Raw genomic sequence first — 4,734 nt, forward strand, 5'->3', positions numbered from 1 at the left:
CTTGACGGTACTTGCAGAAAAAGGACCGGCTAACTACGTGCCAGCAGCCGCGGTAATACGTAGGGTCCGAGCGTTGTCCGGAATTATTGGGCGTAAAGAGCTCGTAGGCGGTTTGTCGCGTCTGCCGTGAAATCCTCAGGCTCAACCTGAGGTCTGCGGTGGGTACGGGCAGACTTGAGTGGTGTAGGGGAGACTGGAATTCCTGGTGTAGCGGTGGAATGCGCAGATATCAGGAGGAACACCGATGGCGAAGGCAGGTCTCTGGGCACTTACTGACGCTGAGGAGCGAAAGCGTGGGGAGCGAACAGGATTAGATACCCTGGTAGTCCACGCCGTAAACGTTGGGCGCTAGATGTGGGGACCTTTCCACGGTTTCCGTGTCGTAGCTAACGCATTAAGCGCCCCGCCTGGGGAGTACGGCCGCAAGGCTAAAACTCAAAGGAATTGACGGGGGCCCGCACAAGCGGCGGAGCATGCGGATTAATTCGATGCAACGCGAAGAACCTTACCAAGGCTTGACATGACCGAGAACGCCGCAGAAATGTGGAACTCTTTGGACACTCGGTTACAGGTGGTGCATGGTTGTCGTCAGCTCGTGTCGTGAGATGTTGGGTTAAGTCCCGCAACGAGCGCAACCCTCGTCGCATGTTGCCAGCACGTTATGGTGGGGACTCATGTGAGACTGCCGGGGTCAACTCGGAGGAAGGTGGGGATGACGTCAAATCATCATGCCCCTTATGTCTTGGGCTTCACGCATGCTACAATGGCCGGTACAAAGGGCTGCGATGTCGTAAGGCGGAGCGAATCCCAAAAAGCCGGTCTCAGTTCGGATTGAGGTCTGCAACTCGACCTCATGAAGTCGGAGTCGCTAGTAATCGCAGATCAGCAACGCTGCGGTGAATACGTTCCCGGGCCTTGTACACACCGCCCGTCAAGTCATGAAAGTCGGTAACACCCGAAGCCGGTGGCCTAACCCTTGTGGAGGGAGCCGTCGAAGGTGGGATCGGTGATTAGGACTAAGTCGTAACAAGGTAGCCGTACCGGAAGGTGCGGCTGGATCACCTCCTTTCTAAGGAGCACTGGACCGGGTTCGCCTGGTTCCAGGGGTCCCAGATCGAGACCGTTCGTGTCTCGCTGGGTGCTCATGGGTGGAACATTGACATAGGTGTTCGTCTGAATGGTTCAGACCTAGTACGCCGCTCTTCGGGGTGGTTGGAACGGTGGGGGCCGGCCGGTCGGGTGCGTGCACGCTGTTGGGTCCTGAGGGACCGGACATGGGCCTGGGTGTCTTCGGATGCCTGTGGTCGGGGATGGTTCCCTGTCAGGCCTTCATGTTCTGCCGGCGGTTGCTGGTGGGGGTGGGGGTTCTGGTCGTCTGTTGAGAACTACATAGTGGACGCGAGCATCTTAGATTCAACGTCGTTTCGACGTTGGGTCACAAGATTTCGATCGCATGCCCTTCGGGGTGTGTGTGACTAATCATTGGTCAATCTGCATGCCCTTCGGGGTGTGTCGATCGATTCAAACTCATGTGATTTCAAGTTTCTAAGAGCAAACGGTGGATGCCTTGGCATCTGGAGCCGAAGAAGGACGTCGTAATCTGCGATAAGCCTCGGGGAGCTGATAAACGAGCTGTGATCCGAGGATTTCCGAATGGGGAAACCCCGCCAGGCCCTTCGTGGTGACCTGGTGACTCCCGCCTGAATGTATAGGGCGGGTAGAGGGAACGTGGGGAAGTGAAACATCTCAGTACCCACAGGAAGAGAAAACAACCGTGATTCCGTGAGTAGTGGCGAGCGAAAGCGGATGAGGCTAAACCGGTCATGTGTGATACCCGGCAGGGGTTGCATGGTCGGGGTTGTGGGACCTCTCTGGTCGATCTGCCGGTCGGCCGCGGTGACGTGCGTGGTATAGGCGAACCGGATTGAAAGCCGGACCGGAGTGGGTGTGAGTCCCGTAGCCGAAATGTCACGCAGCCCGGAGGGGGATCCCAAGTAGCACGGGGCCCGAGAAATCCCGTGTGAATCTGTCAGGACCACCTGATAAGCCTAAATACTCCCAGATGACCGATAGCGGACAAGTACCGTGAGGGAAAGGTGAAAAGTACCCCGGGAGGGGAGTGAAATAGTACCTGAAACCGTTTGCTTACAAACCGTCGGAGCGCCCTTTGTTGGTGTGACGGCGTGCCTTTTGAAGAATGAGCCTGCGAGTTAGTGATCTGTGGCGAGGTTAACCCGTGTGGGGGAGCCGTAGCGAAAGCGAGTCTGAATAGGGCGATTCAGTCGCAGGTCCTAGACCCGAAGCGAAGTGATCTATCCATGGCCAGGTTGAAGCGACGGTAAGACGTCGTGGAGGACCGAACCCACTTAGGTTGAAAACTGAGGGGATGAGCTGTGGATAGGGGTGAAAGGCCAATCAAACTTCGTGATAGCTGGTTCTCTCCGAAATGCATTTAGGTGCAGCGTTGCGTGTTTCTTGCCGGAGGTAGAGCTACTGGATGGCCGATGGGCCTCAACAGGTTACTGACGTCAGCCAAACTCCGAATGCCGGTAAGTGAGAGCGCAGCAGTGAGACGGTGGGGGATAAGCTTCATCGTCGAGAGGGAAACAACCCAGACCACCGACTAAGGTCCCTAAGCGCGTGCTAAGTGGGAAAGGATGTGGAGTTGCACAGACAACCAGGAGGTTGGCTTAGAAGCAGCCACCCTTGAAAGAGTGCGTAATAGCTCACTGGTCAAGTGATTCCGCGCCGACAATGTAACGGGGCTCAAGCACGCCACCGAAGTCGTGGCATTACCGCATATCGATAGGCCTTCGTGGTCCAGTCGTGGTGATGGGTAGGAGAGCGTCGTGTGCCGGGTGAAGCGGCGGTGGAAACCAGCCGTGGACGGCACACGAGTGAGAATGCAGGCATGAGTAGCGAAAGACGGGTGAGAAACCCGTCCTCCGGAAGACCAAGGGTTCCAGGGTCAAGCTAATCTGCCCTGGGTAAGTCGGGACCTAAGGCGAGGCCGACAGGCGTAGTCGATGGACAACGGGTTGATATTCCCGTACCGGCGAAGAACCGCCCACACGAGACCAGGAGTGCTAAGCATCCCAAGACCTGGTGATGTCCTTCGGGACGGATCCTGGTGGCGGCGTGCGACCCCGTCTGGTGGAGTGAGCGTGATAACAGGTGTGACGCAGGAAGGTAGCCCAGCCCGGGCGATGGTTGTCCCGGGGCAAGCGTGTAGGCCGAGTCGTAGGCAAATCCGCGACTCATCAAGGCTGAGACGTGATGCGGATGAAAAGTGGGTGATCCTATGCTGCCGAGAAAAGCATCGACGCGAGGTTCCAGCCGCCCGTACCCCAAACCGACTCAGGTGGTCAGGTAGAGAATACCGAGGAGATCGAGAGAATCGTGGTTAAGGAACTCGGCAAAATGCCCCCGTAACTTCGGGAGAAGGGGGGCCTGATTCGTGAACCCACTTGCTGGGGGAAGCGTTGATGGCCGCAGAGACCAGTGGGAAGCGACTGTTTACTAAAAACACAGGTCCGTGCCAAGTCGCAAGACGATGTATACGGACTGACGCCTGCCCGGTGCTGGAAGGTTAAGAGGACCGGTTAGCCCTTCGGGGCGAAGCTGAGAATTTAAGCCCCAGTAAACGGCGGTGGTAACTATAACCATCCTAAGGTAGCGAAATTCCTTGTCGGGTAAGTTCCGACCTGCACGAATGGCGTAACGACTTCCCAGCTGTCTCAACCGCGAACTCGGCGAAATTGCAGTACGAGTAAAGATGCTCGTTACGCGCAGAAGGACGGAAAGACCCCGTGACCTTTACTACAGCTTGGTATTGGTGTTCGGTGTGGCTTGTGTAGGATAGGTGGGAGACTGTGAAGCGGGCACGCCAGTGTTCGTGGAGTCATTGTTGAAATACCACTCTGGTCACTCTGGATATCTAACTTCGAACCGTGATCCGGTTCAGGGACAGTGCCTGGTGGGTAGTTTAACTGGGGCGGTTGCCTCCCAAAGAGTAACGGAGGCGCCCAAAGGTTCCCTCAACCTGGTTGGCAATCAGGTGGCGAGTGTAAGTGCACAAGGGAGCTTGACTGCGAGACTGACAGGTCGAGCAGGGACGAAAGTCGGGACTAGTGATCCGGCAGTGGCTTGTGGAAGCGCTGTCGCTCAACGGATAAAAGGTACCTCGGGGATAACAGGCTGATCTTGCCCAAGAGTCCATATCGACGGCATGGTTTGGCACCTCGATGTCGGCTCGTCGCATCCTGGGGCTGGAGTAGGTCCCAAGGGTTGGGCTGTTCGCCCATTAAAGCGGTACGCGAGCTGGGTTTAGAACGTCGTGAGACAGTTCGGTCCCTATCCTCTGCGCGCGCAGGAAATTTGAGAGGATCTGACCCTAGTACGAGAGGACCGGGTTGGACGAACCTCTGGTGTGCCAGTTGTTCCGCCAGGAGCACCGCTGGTTAGCTACGTTCGGGATGGATAACCGCTGAAAGCATCTAAGCGGGAAGCCGGCCTCGAGATGAGATTTCCATCCCCATCATGGGGGAGAGGCTCCCAGCCAGACGACTGGGTTGATAGGCCAGATGTGGAAGCACCGCAAGGTGTGCAGCTGACTGGTACTAATACGCCGACAACTTGACAATCACCACATGTACCCCGTTTCAAGGCTGGAGTACATGGCCAAGATGATTCTCGCGTCCACTCTGTGGTTCCCAACAGACGAACACACAACAA

2 rRNA genes are annotated in these 4,734 nt (G+C 56.6%); both read left to right on the plus strand.

The annotated features are described in order from the left end of the window. Positions 1–1,069, plus strand: a 16S ribosomal RNA gene (locus GJ743_RS04225); the annotation flags it as partial. A gap of 466 nt (positions 1,070–1,535) precedes the next feature. Continuing rightward, positions 1,536–4,643: ribosomal RNA gene (locus tag GJ743_RS04230) — 23S ribosomal RNA — on the plus strand. Positions 4,644–4,734 lie beyond the last annotated feature (91 nt).

The organism is Agromyces bracchium, assembly GCF_009709675.1.
Taxonomy (GTDB): Bacteria; Actinomycetota; Actinomycetes; order Actinomycetales; family Microbacteriaceae; genus Agromyces; species Agromyces bracchium.